Below are 15,108 nucleotides of genomic sequence, written 5' to 3' on the forward strand. Positions count from 1 at the left end.
TTAGCCTTGGGATTTTCAGCCTCTGCCCTAGATGTAAAAAAGGGTGAGTGGGACTTTGAGATTTATGAAGGTCCACTGGATCCAAGATTAGTTATTGATTATCAAAATGAAAAACAAGAATTCTTAGATGAGGTAACTGGCCGTACTTACTTTAGCCAAATGCTTGAGCCTGCTATCTTTGATTTAACACAAGAATTTGATCGCTATATCTATCCAAACTTTGCTTGCTCAAAGCATGAAATGGCCGAGAATATTGAGTATATGCGCTATCTTGTTCGTTTAACAAGTATTGCTAGCTTATACGAGTTCTATCGTCAGTCGAGCATTGCTCTTTACCAATTAGGTGATGAAAAAAGCTGCTCTCTAAATTATGATGGTATCTTTAAGTCATGTAAACCAAAGTCAAAAGATATGAAGCTCTTCATTAAAAGGGTCTCAGATTATTTTCCAGATATTGTGGACTGGGGGAAGTACCCAATCAAGCTACAAACAGATCGTCGCTTTGACTTGGTCAATTACCACCCTAGCTTAGTTAAAATTTTAAATAAGAGCTTTGGTGGGGATAGTAAGTCTTCACTTATTAAAAGCTGCCAATTTGTTAAAAGTGAAATTCAAAGCTTATGTAGCGAAGAAGATTATTACTTATCTGCGATTAACGTTGAAGAAATTAAAAAAGAAATTCTAACGACTAGTGCTTATAAAATCATTAATGCTAGAGGGAAGGGAGAAGCTTGTTTTTCTCGCTATGAAGAATTAACTAAGGATCAGGTTGCCATTGATAATAAGAGTGCTGAAATAATTCGTACTGCTTTAAAAGATGAGGATGATCTAAAGGTATTCTGGTTTGGTTCTCTACGTGAATTTGATGAGAAAGGAATTACTCTCGTTGAAGAAAAAGTTGTTAAGCAAGAGCCAAAGATCGTTGCCAAGGTTGAAGTTAAAAAGCCTAAAGTTGTAAAGACTGTTGATATTAAGACGATTAAGATTGTCAGAAAGCCTAAGCCAGAACCAAAGAAGCCAGAACCTGTTAAGGAAATTGTTTTTTCTGCATTCGAAACGGCCGTCTTAAATTATGAGAAGTCAAAGAAGCAGACAGAAGTTGCCATGACTTCTTTTAAGAATGATTATAAGTTTTCAAAGAAGACTCTTGAGAGATTCAATGGTTCGTTAAGAAGTTATCAAACAAGAAAGCAACTTTCTAAAATGAAGAGAATTGATAATTTAGGAAGTCTTCAAGCTCCAATGAGTTTAACTTTTATTAAGTATCTAATCGATTATAACCTTCATCAAGGTCTCTATAATATGACAAGTATTCTAGGTAATGAATTCTTTGTTATTAATGATCTCGAGGGGAGAAGTCGTCCTATTAAGATTGTTCTTGATAATAATGAAGAGACAAAGTTTAGATGGAAGATATGGGTTACTCAAACTGAATAGATCGGTACGTCGATACTTTTGAACATAAAAAAAGCCCGCTTTAAGCGGGCCTTGTTTTTGTGCTTTAATTTTCCCATTGCTCCTGAGTCGAACTGCTCGGGCTTGAACCCTCGATTTCGCTCCTATTGTCTAGCTAAAGAGCAGGGGAGCTAGCACTGCAAACAATAGACTGGCCTAAGCCAGTCAATTTTGCAGATGCTTAGTATTTACGACTTAGTTTTTTAAGTCTCTTCTCGTATGCTGATTTAACAGATAGAGCTAGGAAGAAACCTGCGTTTTCACCATTCTCATCTTGACCAAATAGTGAGATATTTCCAACTCTCTTGTCACCAGCTTTGAATGATTTTGTCCATGCAAATCCGTAAAGGTTAAAGTTATGTAGTGGTACCCAAATACCAAAAACTTTTGGACCAACATAGAATGCCATGTTTTTAATTTTTTCTACAGTAAATGCTACTGCAGGTAGAGCACCTGCTGCTACACCAGGGATCATACGTCCACCAGGAAGAGTTTTAGGGTCTAGTCTGTTTACATCTGATGAGAAGATATCATCAAGTGAAACTGTAAAAGTAAGAACTGAACCAGCACCTTCAAGGTTAGGGTTAAGTCCGATGAATGACTTCTTGTACTTTGGTACTTTGTAAGTAGCACCTGCCATTATTGATACATCTTCAAGTACCATTGAAACAACAACATTATCTTCTAGAAGATTAACATTTGGTCCATCAACACCTGGGATGTCAACATTTCCCTCTCCACATGAAACAGAGAAGAAAGAGAAGCTTAGTAGAGCAATGACTGTCAGTAGTCTTTTTCTTAATGTGATTTCCATATCCATACCTCACTAGTTTATAGGAAAAAATTCTCTCGTATGTTCATCTATCGACAGATATGAAGGGGTTCTTAATTTTTTTTGAAGAAAAAAAAGCCCCTAGATTCCTAGGGGTATTTTTCCTGTATAGAATGTTTTGGTCAGATATTACAGAAAGTTTTGGGCCGCTAATTAGTATCTATCAGCAAGTTTTTCAAGTTTTCTCTCTTGTGAACTTGAAACTGTTAGTGCTAAGAAGAAACCACCGTTTTCACCATTTTCGTCTTCACCAACTAGTGAAAGGTTACCAACTCTCTTACTACCTGTGTAGAAACGAGTTGTAAGCATTGCTCCTGCCATATTAAGTTTATTTACTGGTACCCAAATACCAAAGATTTGTGGACCTACGTAAAAAGCAATATTCTTAATACTTGGTACTGAGAAAGCAACAGCTGGAAGGGCACCACCAGAAACACCTGGGATGGCACGTCCACCTGGTAGTGTAAGTGGATCTAAACGATCAACTTTGTCTCCAAAAATATCATCTAACGATACAGAAAACGCAAGTAGTGTACCGCTTGATTGAAGGTCTGGTGATATCTCAACATAAGAGTTATTGTAGTTAGGGATGTTGTAACGTGCACCACCTTCTACAGAAATGTTTTCTAGAACGATATCAACTAAGATATCATCACCTAAAAGGACAACTGTTGGGCCATCAACACCTGGAATGTCTAAGTTTTTAGAACTGTCTCCTGAACCACATGACGTCGTTAGTAGCGACAGGGTCATAAGTGCAGATGTGATTAAAAGTTTCGATTGCTTAAATACTACAGAATTTTTCATAATTACCTCAAATGACTTTCTATTGATTAATAATTTTCCTTTTAATAGAAGTCTCTTTGAAGGCTTGTGCTCTTTTACAACTAATTGAACTCCACTGACGTACGACAAAGACCACAAATCGTTCTCTCTTCAATTTCGATAAATGCATTATGAAGAAATCAAGAATTTAAACAAGGTGATGTTGGCCAGAATTAACTTTTTTTGAAAAAAGTGTAAATTTTTTGAAAACTTCGTCAGTGATTTTAAAAGGTTAGGTGAGGTGTCGATGTTTTTTTTTGAGGGTGAAAATCTTGTGGGCTACTTGAGAGTTTTACTTTGAAAACTGCCGTAAAAAATGGACACCGCCTTGCTAACTAGTCGAAACCTTGTCTGATTAGAGGGGACCTCACGAAATTTTCCACCTAACATCCCATGATGGAAAAGGTTAAAATAGAAGGGTGAGATTATTAAGTGACAGAACAAATTTACGAACGAATTCAACTCCGACAACAAAAAGGGTTATTCGCAATGAGGTTTCTTCGGATTCAATCTCTTCTCGATCAAATAGTGGACAAAAGATAGTACGCCTGGAAAAGCCTTCTGAGCTTAGTCGCGGTGAAATTAAAGCAAAGATCGAAAATCACAAAAGAGAAAAAGAAGAGAAAATGAAAGCTGCTATTGCTGATCATAAGGCGAGTAAGCAGGCTCAAAAACTACCAAAGGTTCCGGCACCAACGCCTTCTCAAGAGCAAAAGAAAGCAGAGGTAATCGAAGAGGCAACAAAGGCGGAAGTGAAGATTACTCCAGAAGGTGAGCCATTTGGTGATATAGCAAAGAATGATCCAAAAGATCCGGCAACTCAAGAAAAGCTTAAGGGTGTGTTAACTGCAGGTGCATTTAATTTCTCTGATAAGGAAAGAGATGTTCTGGCAAAAATTCTGAATCAATAGGGCCTACTACTCAATCATTAATTCAATTTTTTCAATGACCTCTGGAATAACTTTAGCAAGGTTTCCATCAATGATTGTCGCTGCAGAGTGGTTGTGACCTCCACCTCCAAGGGCCTGTGCAATGACACCAACATCTACAGTCTGATTAACTGAGCGAAATGAAATTTTAACCTTATCGCCAACTTCTCTAAACATACAAGCAACTTCAATTCCTTCAAGAATAAGAAGGTGATTGATAAAGCCATGCGTGTCCTCAGTTTCACAACCAAAGCTTTCAATCTCTTCTTCTGTTAAAGAAATCCAAGCGACCTTACCATTTGGGCTCATTTGACAGGATGAGAGTACCTTTCCAATTAGCTTCATATACTCAACTTGTTTAACACCGTTGATTTGATTAAATGCTTGTGGAGGCGAGATCCCTGTATCCATGAGCTTGGCGACAATTCGGTGAGTGTTACCTGTTACTGTAGGGTACCTAAACGAACTTGTATCGATAATAATTGAAGTATAAAGGGCCAAGGCCATTTTCTTATCAAGTTTTACTCCAAGCGCCTCAATAAGTTCTCCAACCAACTCACCTGTAGCTGCCTTAGTTGAATCCACACAATGAATGGCCGCGATCTCTTTTGGGCAAGGGTGATGGTCAATGAATAGAAGCTCACTTGATTTTAAAACAAGCTCCTGTACATTCTTTCCAATTCTTGGAAGAGCGTTAGTATCTGTTACGATAAATAGATCGATTTTATCAAAGTAGTCTTTTGAATCATTGTAATTTGTAATCACACCATCTGGATCTAGGTAGCGATAGCGATCGAATAATTTTTCTTCGTTAATACAAATTGCATTCTTACCTAATTTTCTTAAGGCCATGCACAGGGCAATCTCACTTCCAATACCATCGGCATCTGGAAAGATGTGAGTTGTAATAACAATATTATTAGCTTTTTCAATAAGCTTTTTGAAGCGATCTATATTTCTGGTCATATTTATCCTAGTCGGCAGAGTTAGGTAAATGATTAAATTTTAAGACTTTTCTTATTGTTTCATTTTTTGTTAGGATTTTAAAGAAGGATTTTTAATTTAAGGACTTATAGAATGAGTGACAATAACCTTGTAGAGTTGTCGGACATTAGAAAAACATTTCCTGGTAAAGATGTTCTCAAAGGGGTGAATCTCACAATCGGTCGAAAAGGTGTCTTAGGATTTCTTGGGCCAAATGGTGCAGGTAAGTCGACCCTTATGAAGATTATTCTTGAAGAGCAGGAGTATACAACTGGTGGCCTTACTAAAGATAGTGAGCTTACGATTGGATACCTTCCGGAAGAGCCTGCTTTATATCGTCATATGTGCGTTAGGCCATTTCTAGAATTTGTCCAAGAAATTTACCAAATTGCAGATAATACTTATGCAATTGAGGAAGTCATCGAAAAGTGTGGACTTAAAGAAGTAGCACACCAAAGAATTGAAAATTTATCCAAAGGATATAAACAAAAAGTAGGGATTGCTGCGGCAATTTGCCACAACCCAAAGCTTCTTGTGCTAGATGAGCCACTTGTTGGACTTGATCCCCATGCCATTATACAAATTAAAGATGTGATCAAAGAGCTTTCAAAAGATCATACGATTTTTATTTCTTCTCATCAATTGAGTGACCTTGCTTCAATATGTGATGATATCGCAATTTTACACGAAGGAGTCATTGTTGCTCACGGGCCAATTAAAGATATTGAGAAGAAACTTGAGGTCTCTCAAAGAGTTGAAGTAGAGTTTGAGTCAGTTGATGAAGACAAGCTTCAGGGCCTAAAAGAGATGGGAATAAACTTTAGTAATAAGGATGGCATTTACGAATTTAGTGGGCAAACTCAAGATAGTGATTTAAGAATTACTCTTTCAAAATACTTTGCTCAAAATGATCTCGCTATCTTATCGCAACAAAATATCAAAGTTGGGCTTGAGGATATTTTCAAGAAGCTAACCGCAAAGAAGGAGGAGATTCGTGAATAAGAAACTTCCACTCCTTAAAGGCATTAAACTTATTTATAAGAAAGAAATTAGCGAAAGTTTTTCTTCGCCAATTATTTATATCTTTGCGGCCATTTCAAACTTTATTATGTCTGCAATCTTTTATAATAATTTACAAATGGCCCCACAGTTAACTAATAAGACAATAGTAGACTTTGTGATTGCTCCGACATTCTCAGCACTCAATTTTATTCTACTTTTCTTCGCTCCAATGCTTACGATGGGCGCATTCGTTAAAGAGAAGAGAGAAAATACTTTTGGACTCTTAAAGCTTTCAAACTTAACAGATGACTCAATCTTCTTTGCTAAGTATTTGGCCGCTGCTACAAAGCTCATTTTTATTACCTTACCAATCTTTATTATTCCACTTTTCTTAGCACCAAAAGGCTTTAATGACTTTGCTATTTTATTTACAAATATGTTGGGAATTTACGGCCTAGGTTTATGCTACTTAATTGTTGGTCTTAATGCTTCGTTATTGAGTCGATCTTATATTGCATCTATTGTTATTTCATTTGGTGCACTATTTTCTTTCTTAATTGTTTATGCAAGCTCGAATGTTATTGATAATGAAATGATTCAGGCCATGATGAGATACTTTAGTTTCAGTTCACATATCTTCTATTTCGCTAGAGGAGCAGTTTCAAGCTTTGACTTAGTTTATATATTCTCTTTTATTGGCCTTTTTAGTTTCATTGGCATTCGCAACTTGGGGGTTAGAAAATGAAAAAGATTTCCCTAAGCCTATGTGCAATTTTCTATTTAATTGCTTGCTTCTTATTTCTTATCATCCCTGAGCATATATTCTTAGTTGGTGCGACATTTATTATCGCTCTTTGCCTAACGCTGCTAACTTTCTACTTTCATCTTGAAGAAATTAGAAATTTTGTAAGGAGTACCTTTGGAAAGAATCTTCTTTCTAATTTTACCGCGTTCTTCTTACTATTTTGTATCCTTGCTGTTTTAAACCTAATTGTCTTTAAACGCGGGCCAATTTGGGATTTAAGCAAGAGGCAACTCAATACTCTTTCTGAACTTACTGTAAAGACAGTAAAGAAAATTGATAATAAGGTTGAGATGGTGGTCTTTTCTAATAAAGACTCAAAGAATGCCATTCTTTCTCTTCTTGAACTTTATAAAAATCAAAATTCATCAATTGTGACAAAATTCTATGACCCAGAGTTAAGGCCAGATATGATTGCTCAGTATGGAGTAACAGTTTCACCTTCAATTGTTTTAGCAAAGCAGAATGGTGAAGAGCTTAAGAAAGTCGTGGTGACTCGAATCTTAGAATTAGGAATTACCAATGGCCTAATTCGTCTTGAAAGAGATAAAGATCCTGCAATCTGTTTTAACTATAATGCAAAATTTCAAGATAGTTCTGACAACGGTTTTACAGGACTATTACACGTATTAAAGCAATCTGCTTATCGCTTAAATATAGTGGACCTTCTTAAAGCAAATGAAATTCCTAAATCATGTGATGTCTTCACAATACTTGAGCCTACGAATGATTTTTCAAAGGAAGATATTTCAAAATTAGAAAACTACTATTTTAATGGTGGGCGTATTTTTGCTGCGTTAATGCCAAATTTTCATGGTGAGAAACTTCCAAATCTTAAGAAGTTCTTCTCTTCAAATGGTCTTAATATAGCAAATGATATTGTGATGGATCCAGTAAATGGGCTTGAGTCATCAAAGGGAACAGCGCCAATTATTTCTCGTTTTGATTCTTTAAATATTAACTCTGATTTTAAAGAGAGAGTTTTCTTTCCTCTTGTCGCATCAATTTCATCAACTCTTTCACAAGAAGAACAAGGGAATTATCACGCTTTAGCTACATCCACTCCAGAGAGCTGGGCGGAGAAGAAGATGATCTCTGTAATTGCAGGGGATGTAAAAAAAGATAGTGAAGATATTGAAGGGCCTATTGATATGGCAGCGGCAATTACAAGAGATGGTGTACCAGCAATGGTGGCCATTGGGAACTCGGCCTTTATTTCTAATAAATTCTTTAGCTACCAAAGTAACTTTAAGTATATTTCAAACCTTTATCACTGGTTATCAGGTCAAGGACAATTAACTTCACTTAATTCAGTGGTGTTTAAAGAGGTTCCACTTTTAGTTTCAGATATTGAAAAGAAAGTGATCTTTTACTTTTCGATTGTTGTTCTGCCTCTTGCTTACCTTGTCATTGCTCTGGTTCTTTTCCAGAGAAGGAAATTTTCAGCTTAATGAAGAATCGTTATCTCTTTATCATATTAGTTCTTTCAATATTTGCAGCTTACTTCTTAGTTGAAAAAGATGAACAAAAAGAAGTGGCATTAATAAATCAAAAAAGAAGTATTCTAAGTTTCTCAACTTATGGAAAAATTAATTCAATTAGTGTCGCCGGAAATACTATTATTGTTAAAGACGCAATTGAGGAAAATCTTAATCTTTTTTACGATGAACTTCAGAAGCTAAAGGTTGATCGAATACTTGAAAGTGAAGAGGTTAACGAGGACTTATTAAAGTTTGATGGGGCAGAGACTATCACATTTAATTTTGCTAATGGTAAAATTGTTAGCTTCATGGTGGGCAAAAAGATTGAATTAAATCAATCATTTTATTTGGCGGTTGTAGATGGTGCAAAGACGACGTGGCTTATTGCTCGCTTTGAAACGGCTTTCCCAGCAGATGCAAAGGATAAGAATCGCGATCGCTCAAGTATTCCATACGAGAAATTTCGTGAAGTTTTACAAACACCAAAAGAGTTCTTCTTTACTGAACTGAAAAAGTAGGTCATTGCCTAGTTTCAATTTATTAGGAACTCGATTAAAATAAAGACGTGCTAGAAATATATATTCAATACATTAAATATCTTCTTTACCCTAAACTTGTGAACTCAAATATTGCTGAGCATAGATTAGAGATTGATCGTATTAAAGAAGCTAGGCTTTTTGAGATCGTAAAAGAGGAGAGTGAGCGCGGAATTAATTTAAAATTCGCTGACTTCGCTCTAGCTTCTTGGCCATTTGTTTTTATCTATGGCCTTTACTCTTTAGCACAAATTCATATTGGAATTAATTTAGCAGGCAAGATGGCCGAAGATGGATATTTACCCGCTGTTTTTTCTTCGAGTGAGTTCCAACAAAAACTTTTTCTCTTTTCGACACTATTTAAAGTCGTGTTCTTTCCACTTTCTGCTTGGGTATTTGTAAAGTTTTGGCGTCTGATTATCACAATATTTGCTAGTCTCTTTGATAAAGACCTAAAGGATATTGAGTTAGAAGACGTAATTGCAGGTGCGTTAGTTGGGAACTTCTTCTTAATTATTCCAATCTTTGGAGATTTTTTAAAATTTATTTCTCAGGCAATCTACCTATACTTTGGACTGCGTTATAACCTGCGCTTCTCATTTGTGCAGAGCTTCTTTATTCTTATGTCTCCGATTTTACTCATTGTAGGCTTCATGCTCTTTATGATGATGTACCTGATGTTGATGATAAGCTTTATTTAGTCTTTACGCGTTGAGCGCGTTGCCTTCCAGTTTTGAAAGAAGATGTAAGTGGCCTAAAACTGGCCCGGCCGTCATAATAGAATATAGAGACACAACACAAAAAATATCTGACATTAAGAGGAGTTTAAGTCAATGTACGCAAGTCACGCACACGCAACTGGTGGCATTGAAGTCGTATGCGGCCCAATGTTTTCTGGAAAAACGGAAGAGCTTATCCGTCGAGTAACTAGAGCACAAATTGCTCGTCAAAAAGTTCAAATTTTCAAACCTGTTATTGATGATCGCTATCACAAAACGAATGTCGTAAGTCATTCAGAGAGACACGTGGAAGCTGAACCAGTTAAAGACGCTGTTGAAATCTTACAGAAGGTATATGATTCAACTCGTATTGTGGCCATTGATGAGGTTCAATTCTTTGATGCAACAATTATTAAGGTTGTTTCGAAGTTAGCACGTCGTGGAATTCGCGTTATTTGTGCTGGCCTAGATCAGGATTTCAAATCAAAGCCATTTGGTCCAATGCCTGAGTTACTATGCATTGCTGATGATGTGATGAAGATTCAAGCGATCTGTACTGTTTGTGGGGCACCTGCTTCGAAGTCATACAGACTACCAACTGACAATTCAAAAACAGTTTTAGTAGGTGAAGCTGATCTTTACGAAGCACGTTGTCGTGCTCACTTTGATTACTACGAAGAAGATGAAGATGTTAAGGCATTTTCGATTTCACTTGGAGGCCTAAAAGAGGTAAACTCTATTGGCGAGGTGAAATTGAATAATGAAAACACAATCTAAAAATTCGAATCATTACAAAATAAGTCAAATCGAACACAAATATGGAGAGAATGTTTTTATTCTCTCCAATCCTCTTGCTGAAAGCTTATTAGCGCGCTTTTCCAGTGAAGGTGTGATTCAGCCGGAATTAAATCATTTAATCCACAAACTCTATTTTATTCTTCTTGAATCAGTACTTGGAAACTCTTTTCCAAAAGAGGTTGTTGAGGTTCGATCTCGAATGGCCGGGCTCACTGATAAGGCAATTTTTAAGCAAGAAGTTATAAAGAGGGACCAACCTGTTCTATGTGTTGACCTTGCTCGGGCCGGAACATTTCCAAGTCACGTTTGTTTTGAAAACTTAAACTATTTTTTAAATCCAGAGCTTATACGTCAAGATCATTTCTATGTTCAACGTAAGGTTGATGAGAACGAACAGGTGATTGGTGTTGATGTTTCAGGATCAAAGATTGGTGGTGGACAAGAGAACGCTATCGTTCTTCTTCCTGATCCAATGGGGGCCACTGGTGGTTCAATGTCATTTGCGATTAATCACTATAAAGACAAAATTAAGGGGCGTGCTCTTAAGTATATTTCACTTAATCTTATCGTCACTCCTGAGTATATTAAGAGAATGCAAAAAGATCATCCAGATGTTGAGATCTATGCTCTACGCTTGGATCGTGGATTATCTCCTGATCACGTCTTAAAGACGGCCCCAGGGACTTTGTGGGATGAAGAAGTTGGCCTTACTGGAAAACAGTATATTGTTCCTGGCGCAGGTGGCGTTGGAGAAATTTTAAATAATTCATTTGTATAGGAATTAAGGAAGAACTCATGGCAATCGAAACTTATTTCTCTGAAGAGAAAATTAATGAAAGAATTAAAGAATTAGCCGCTAAGATTGATTCAGACTTTCAAGGAGAGGAGGTTGTCGTCATTGGAGTTTTAAACGGTGCTTTCATCTTCGTCGCCGACCTCATTCGCCAAATGAATTCTCCTGTATATTTTGATTTCATTGGAGCGAGCTCTTATAAGGGGACTGAAAGTACTGGAAAGATTTCAATCACCAAAGATATTAAAGTCGATATCAAAGATAAGAATGTGATTCTTGTGGAAGATATTGTGGACACTGGATTAACAATTAGTGAGCTTACTAAGATGTTAAAAGAGAGAGGACCTAAGACAATTAAATTAGCGACTCTTTTACATAAGAAAGTTAAAACACAACATAATGTTGAAATCGATTACCTCGGTTTTGAGATTGAAGATAAATTTGTTATCGGTTACGGACTTGATTTTGATGGCCGCTACCGAGAGCTTCCGTATATTGGAATTTATAATGGATAATAAGATTGCTAGAGCCGAAGGATCAGTTCGCGTTGACCTTCTTGGTGGAACACTTGATATCGTTCCACTAAATCAGGTTTTAAGACATACAATAACTCTAAACCTTGCAACCTCTCTTAAGGCCAAGGTTATGGTTGAAGAGATTGAATTTGAAGGTGTTGAGTTTGTTTCAATAGATTACGACTCTGTTACTAGACACTCAAGCGTTGATTTTACATATGAAGATTTTGATAGTGATACTTTTGGACCACTGTCTTTTCTTGCTCAAATCCTTCATCACTTTAAGTTAACAACAGGTATTCGTTTAACTACTGAGTCAGGTTCTCCTCCAGGGGCAGGCCTTGGTGGTTCATCATCAATGGGAGTAACTGTTTATAAAGCACTATGTGAATACGCTGGTATTGAGTTTGATCGTCAAATTGCGATTAATACAGTTCAAAATATTGAGGCAAAGATTTTAAATAAGGGCCCATGTGGATACCAGGATTACTATCCTGCTCTTTACGGAGGCGTGCTTGCATTAATAGCGACAAATAGTTGTATTGAAGTTGAGCAACTTTACAATGAAGAGTTTAAAACCTTTGTGGAGTCACACTTAACACTTGTGTACTCGGGACAACTTAGACTGTCGGCAATTAATAATTGGCAAGTTTATAAAGACTTCTTTGATAACCAAAATGGTGTAAGAGAAGGGCTTGGGAAAATTCGTGATCTGACTTTTAGTGCTTACAATGCAATTCGAAATGGTGAGTACGATGACTTCCTCGGAATGCTTTGCCAAGAAGGTGTCCAAAGAGAGAAACTTTTCTCAGGTATCGTCACAGATGATATGCGTGAGGTCTATAATAAATTACGTGAAAAAGATTTGGTTATTGGAATGAAGGTATGTGGAGCAGGTGGAGGCGGATGCTTCTTACTTGCACATGGACCTCAACATAAGGCCCAAGTTTTAAAAGAGCTCTCACGTGCAAAAGATATGCAGGTGTTAGAGTTTAGTGTAGAGAAGCCATTATGAGTTTAAGCTTCAATCGTGTAGCAGGACTTTCAATGAAGGGTGGGCGAAGAGATAATTTCTTCTTCTGTCTTCTTGATCACCACGAGGGAAGCGGACGCTGGTTTCTTAAGTCGATTCTTCATGTAAAAGACGAAGTTCGTGATGAAGATGTTGAGGATGGTGACGATATCCTCAACCAGTGGATTGATAAGTATAACCTTGAGCATGTTATTATCGATTTTCCACTTTCAAAGCCTCCTTGTCATAACTGTGATCTTAAGTGCCCTGGAGTTGCGAAGTGTCCTGTAGGAGACGTGCAGAAGGTTCGCGAAGATATTGCATCAATCCTAGAGATGGATCGCAAGATGGAAGAATCGAGTCCAAAAGAGTATGAACGAAAAAGAAATTTTGAGGACCTCACTCACTTTGATCGCGACACATTCGGAAAAGACTCAAATGACTTTATGCTTTCTAAATCTTTTAAGAGAAGACTTAAGAAAGGCTTTATTCCTTATTGGAATCGCTCACTTGATTTTTGGATTTGGTGTTCTTACCACGACCAACTCTTAGAGCTATTTAATACAACTTTCGATTCATTTGGAAATACATCTCTTATGATGCTTTCACGTTTTTCTTATATGAAGAGACACTTTCCTGAAGAGTGCCAATTCTATGAAGGGCATGTGAATCTAATTCTACTAGAATTACTAAAGAGTCGAATCATTCTTAAAAAGAATATTCAAAACCTAACGGATCTTGATCTTGGAGTTGAGGCCCGCCTTGATATTGTTAAAAAGATTGAAAATAAATTGGGAATCTTTATTTACGACAATGACCTAGAGGTTATTGTAAAGAATGTAAGGGCCTTTGATTCATTCTTACTAGCAGTTTGTGGGCTACAAAAAGCTAAGGGGCAAGCTCGTAGCATGCCAGATTGGACCCTTCCTCACTTAACAAACTTTATTCTTCCTTCATTTGACTCTCGTGCTTAAATCCCAGTGCGTTAAAGAGTAGAAGTAATCCAGGAATTAAAAACATGGCAACCCTTGGTGTTTCAAGGTTGAAGAGCGCTGTAATTGTCATGAGAACTCCTCCTGTCCAGGCATAGAGTTTAATATAGCCGTAAGCAAATTTCTTATTATAGATTCGGAATATATAAACAATAAAGTGAATGATAAGGTAGATACAAATAATTGAAATCACTGTTTGGATCATCAGTTGAATAAGCTGATTTTGAAAATTTGGATCCTTAATTCCATCTGCAATACTTGGGTCAACTAGTCTTAGTGATTGATAAGCAATTTTGAAGCTTTCGTGATAGGTCTTCGGGTTAGCGTAAACTAAATAAAGATAAAAAGCGACAAAGGTATCCGCAATCAAGCATGTCGAAATATTTAGATATTTGAATGTCTTTTTGTTAAACTTAGAAAAAATGTCATTGAGACTTTTATTAGATGTCTTATTTGAATTAGTCATAAGCTAATTATTGGAAATAAAATATGGTTTTACAAGTTGTGTTATTAATTCTTGCTATTGTTATGCTTTATTATGGTGCAGAGTTCGCTCTGGAATCTGCAGAAAAGATTGGACTGGCCCTTGGATTATCACCACTTGTTATTGGACTCCTGATTGTTGGTTTCGGAACATCTCTTCCAGAGTTCTTTGTTTCTCAGTTGGCAAGTTATCGCGGTGAGCCGGGTATTGCCCTGGGAAATATTGTGGGTTCAAATATTGCAAACCTCTTTCTGATTCTAGGTGTATCTGGCCTTATGGGCCGACTTTTTATCTCTGGGAAAGAGATTAAGAAACAGCTCCTGCTACATCTAGCTCTTACGGCCATTCTTGCGCTTGTTCTTCTACAAGATCAAGTTTATTGGTGGGGAAGTGCTCTTCTTATTGGATTTATGGCCTTCTATCTATGGGATACATTCGCTTCTATGAAAAAGGATCGTGCTCACCTTGGAGACCAGAAGCAGCCTCAAAGTCAGGAAGAGAAAGTTGGGCCAAAAGAAATCATTCATCTCTTTGCTGGATTTGCTCTTTTATATGGTGGGGGGGAGCTACTTGTTAAGAGTGGTACGGCCGTCGCTCTCGAGTTTGGAATTTCGAGCTATGTTATTTCGGCCATCTTTGTTGCCTTTGGAACTTCATTTCCTGAACTTGTTACGGCCATCATGACAAGCAAGAAGGGGAAGAACTCGGATATTATCACTGGAAATATTATCGGTTCAAATATTTTCAATGCCGCTTTTGTTCTAGGAAGTTTGGTATTTTACAAAATTAAAATTGCAGAAAATTTTATACCTGAGATGTCTGCTCTAATATTTGCGGCACTATTTTTACTCGTACTTTGTTTTGCAAAAAGGGCCTTCTATCGTATTGCTGGCGCTATCTTTTTAAGCTGTTATATCGCCATGGTTCTTTACTGGGTACGCTAAAGCAC

At 37.0% G+C, this 15,108-nt stretch carries 17 protein-coding genes; 13 read left to right on the forward strand and 4 right to left on the reverse strand.

Annotation, left to right across the window (positions count from 1 at the left end):
* The first annotated feature begins 6 nt into the window (after positions 1-6).
* On the forward strand, positions 7-1,437 hold the full coding sequence (locus M902_RS12705) for a hypothetical protein (protein WP_156979856.1): 1,431 nt from the start codon (positions 7-9) through the stop codon (positions 1,435-1,437).
* 199 nt (positions 1,438-1,636) lie between these two features.
* Here the strand turns inward: M902_RS12705 and M902_RS12710 are convergent, their stop codons facing one another.
* Positions 1,637-2,269: a hypothetical protein gene (locus M902_RS12710; protein ID WP_021268215.1), complete on the reverse strand. Its 633-nt coding sequence runs from the start codon at positions 2,267-2,269 to the stop codon at positions 1,637-1,639.
* A 171-nt stretch (positions 2,270-2,440) separates the two neighbouring features.
* Positions 2,441-3,094, reverse strand: a complete 654-nt coding sequence (locus M902_RS12715) for a hypothetical protein (RefSeq protein WP_084710569.1) — start codon at positions 3,092-3,094, stop codon at positions 2,441-2,443.
* A 437-nt stretch (positions 3,095-3,531) separates the two neighbouring features.
* On the opposite strand from M902_RS12715, the gene M902_RS12720 reads away from it, so the two are divergent.
* Entirely contained in the window at positions 3,532-4,023 is a 492-nt protein-coding gene (locus M902_RS12720) for a hypothetical protein (RefSeq protein ID WP_021268121.1), read from the forward strand.
* 6 nt (positions 4,024-4,029) lie between these two features.
* Here M902_RS12720 and M902_RS12725 read toward each other — a convergent pair whose 3' ends face one another.
* Positions 4,030-5,007 (reverse strand): bifunctional oligoribonuclease/PAP phosphatase NrnA, encoded by a 978-nt coding sequence (locus M902_RS12725; RefSeq protein ID WP_021268708.1) that lies wholly within the window; start codon positions 5,005-5,007, stop codon positions 4,030-4,032.
* A gap of 111 nt (positions 5,008-5,118) precedes the next feature.
* Here M902_RS12725 and M902_RS12730 point away from each other — a divergent pair, with 111 nt between their 5' ends.
* The 10 genes from M902_RS12730 to M902_RS12775 all read left to right on the forward strand — a co-directional run bounded on the left by M902_RS12730 (position 5,119) and on the right by M902_RS12775 (position 13,657).
* The gene (locus tag M902_RS12730; RefSeq protein ID WP_021267896.1) at positions 5,119-6,027 is read left to right on the forward strand and encodes an ABC transporter ATP-binding protein; all 909 of its coding nucleotides are present in this window, start codon (positions 5,119-5,121) and stop codon (positions 6,025-6,027) included.
* Positions 6,020-6,772: an ABC transporter permease gene (locus M902_RS12735; protein ID WP_021268361.1), complete on the forward strand. Its 753-nt coding sequence runs from the start codon at positions 6,020-6,022 to the stop codon at positions 6,770-6,772. The genes M902_RS12730 and M902_RS12735 overlap by 8 nt, the downstream gene beginning before the upstream one ends.
* Complete coding sequence (locus tag M902_RS12740; protein ID WP_021268733.1) at positions 6,769-8,280, forward strand: Gldg family protein; 1,512 nt, start codon at positions 6,769-6,771, stop codon at positions 8,278-8,280. Before M902_RS12735 ends, M902_RS12740 begins: the two co-directional genes overlap by 4 nt.
* Entirely contained in the window at positions 8,280-8,828 is a 549-nt protein-coding gene (locus M902_RS12745) for a hypothetical protein (RefSeq protein WP_021268213.1), read from the forward strand. Before M902_RS12740 ends, M902_RS12745 begins: the two co-directional genes overlap by 1 nt.
* 47 nt (positions 8,829-8,875) lie before the next feature.
* Positions 8,876-9,547, forward strand: a complete 672-nt coding sequence (locus tag M902_RS12750) for a hypothetical protein (RefSeq protein ID WP_040314823.1) — start codon at positions 8,876-8,878, stop codon at positions 9,545-9,547.
* Between the two features lie 132 nt (positions 9,548-9,679).
* Positions 9,680-10,342, forward strand: a complete 663-nt coding sequence (locus tag M902_RS12755; RefSeq protein WP_021268660.1) for a thymidine kinase — start codon at positions 9,680-9,682, stop codon at positions 10,340-10,342.
* A complete protein-coding gene (locus M902_RS12760; RefSeq protein WP_021268527.1) occupies positions 10,326-11,141 on the forward strand; it encodes a uracil phosphoribosyltransferase in 816 nt (271 codons plus the stop codon). The genes M902_RS12755 and M902_RS12760 overlap by 17 nt, the downstream gene beginning before the upstream one ends.
* Before the next feature lie 17 nt (positions 11,142-11,158).
* Positions 11,159-11,671 (forward strand): hypoxanthine phosphoribosyltransferase, encoded by a 513-nt coding sequence (gene hpt / locus M902_RS12765; protein ID WP_021268379.1) that lies wholly within the window; start codon positions 11,159-11,161, stop codon positions 11,669-11,671.
* A complete protein-coding gene (locus M902_RS12770; RefSeq protein ID WP_021268001.1) occupies positions 11,664-12,686 on the forward strand; it encodes a GHMP kinase in 1,023 nt (340 codons plus the stop codon). The genes hpt and M902_RS12770 overlap by 8 nt, the downstream gene beginning before the upstream one ends.
* On the forward strand, positions 12,683-13,657 hold the full coding sequence (locus M902_RS12775; RefSeq protein WP_021267778.1) for a hypothetical protein: 975 nt from the start codon (positions 12,683-12,685) through the stop codon (positions 13,655-13,657). Before M902_RS12770 ends, M902_RS12775 begins: the two co-directional genes overlap by 4 nt.
* On the opposite strand, the gene M902_RS12780 is transcribed toward M902_RS12775, so the two are convergent.
* Positions 13,626-14,141: a hypothetical protein gene (locus M902_RS12780; protein ID WP_021268173.1), complete on the reverse strand. Its 516-nt coding sequence runs from the start codon at positions 14,139-14,141 to the stop codon at positions 13,626-13,628. The genes M902_RS12775 and M902_RS12780 overlap by 32 nt on opposite strands.
* Positions 14,142-14,164: 23 nt before the next feature.
* Between M902_RS12780 and M902_RS12785 the strand changes: the two genes are divergently transcribed.
* Entirely contained in the window at positions 14,165-15,103 is a 939-nt protein-coding gene (locus M902_RS12785; RefSeq protein WP_021267978.1) for a calcium/sodium antiporter, read from the forward strand.
* The last annotated feature ends 5 nt before the right edge of the window (positions 15,104-15,108 follow it).

Source organism: Bacteriovorax sp. BAL6_X, assembly GCF_000443995.1.
GTDB lineage: Bacteria > Bdellovibrionota > Bacteriovoracia > Bacteriovoracales > Bacteriovoracaceae > Halobacteriovorax_A.

Bases quoted from the DNA above. Each gene is read 5' to 3' on its own strand.
- M902_RS12770 (WP_021268001.1), top strand. From the start codon at position 11,664: ATGGATAATAAGATTGCTAGAGCCGAAGGATCAGTTCGCGTTGACCTT.
- M902_RS12755 (WP_021268660.1), top strand. From the start codon at position 9,680: ATGTACGCAAGTCACGCACACGCAACTGGTGGCATTGAAGTCGTATGC.
- M902_RS12725 (WP_021268708.1), bottom strand. From the start codon at position 5,007: ATGACCAGAAATATAGATCGCTTCAAAAAGCTTATTGAAAAAGCTAAT.
- M902_RS12775 (WP_021267778.1), top strand. From the start codon at position 12,683: ATGAGTTTAAGCTTCAATCGTGTAGCAGGACTTTCAATGAAGGGTGGG.
- M902_RS12745 (WP_021268213.1), top strand. From the start codon at position 8,280: ATGAAGAATCGTTATCTCTTTATCATATTAGTTCTTTCAATATTTGCA.
- hpt (WP_021268379.1), top strand. From the start codon at position 11,159: ATGGCAATCGAAACTTATTTCTCTGAAGAGAAAATTAATGAAAGAATT.
- M902_RS12760 (WP_021268527.1), top strand. From the start codon at position 10,326: ATGAAAACACAATCTAAAAATTCGAATCATTACAAAATAAGTCAAATC.
- M902_RS12780 (WP_021268173.1), bottom strand. From the start codon at position 14,141: ATGACTAATTCAAATAAGACATCTAATAAAAGTCTCAATGACATTTTT.
- M902_RS12785 (WP_021267978.1), top strand. From the start codon at position 14,165: ATGGTTTTACAAGTTGTGTTATTAATTCTTGCTATTGTTATGCTTTAT.
- M902_RS12740 (WP_021268733.1), top strand. From the start codon at position 6,769: ATGAAAAAGATTTCCCTAAGCCTATGTGCAATTTTCTATTTAATTGCT.
- M902_RS12730 (WP_021267896.1), top strand. From the start codon at position 5,119: ATGAGTGACAATAACCTTGTAGAGTTGTCGGACATTAGAAAAACATTT.
- M902_RS12710 (WP_021268215.1), bottom strand. From the start codon at position 2,269: ATGGAAATCACATTAAGAAAAAGACTACTGACAGTCATTGCTCTACTA.
- M902_RS12715 (WP_084710569.1), bottom strand. From the start codon at position 3,094: ATGAAAAATTCTGTAGTATTTAAGCAATCGAAACTTTTAATCACATCT.